Source organism: Burkholderia sp. AW33-5 (assembly GCF_053427615.1).
Window position 1 is genome coordinate 1 of the sequence record NZ_JBSAXA010000092.1, and the last position, 614, is coordinate 614.

General features: G+C 61.9%; 1 protein-coding gene. It reads left to right on the forward strand.

Annotation, left to right across the window (positions count from 1 at the left end):
- A partial coding sequence (locus tag ACV22V_RS32490; RefSeq protein WP_448016831.1) for a GTP-binding protein occupies positions 1-614 on the forward strand: 614 nt, incomplete at both ends.

Genomic DNA, 614 nt, shown 5'->3' on the forward strand with positions numbered 1-614 from the left:
GAAAAGTTTGAGCGGACCAAGCCGCACGTCAACGTTGGTACGATTGGTCACGTTGACCACGGCAAGACGACGCTGACGGCAGCGATCACGACGGTTCTGACGAAGAAGTTCGGCGGCGAAGCGAAGGCCTACGACCAGATCGACGCGGCACCGGAAGAAAAGGCGCGCGGCATCACGATCAACACGGCACACGTCGAGTACGAAACGGCAAACCGCCACTACGCACACGTCGACTGCCCGGGCCACGCTGACTATGTGAAGAACATGATCACGGGCGCAGCGCAGATGGACGGCGCGATCCTGGTTTGCTCGGCAGCAGACGGCCCGATGCCGCAAACGCGTGAGCACATCCTGCTGGCGCGTCAGGTTGGCGTTCCGTACATCATCGTGTTCCTGAACAAGTGCGACATGGTGGACGACGCTGAACTGCTCGAGCTGGTCGAGATGGAAGTTCGCGAACTGCTGTCGAAGTACGACTTCCCGGGCGACGACACGCCGATCGTGAAGGGTTCGGCGAAGCTGGCGCTGGAAGGCGACACGGGCGAGCTGGGCGAAGTGGCGATCATGAGCCTGGCAGACGCACTGGACACGTACATCCCGACGCCGGAGCGTGC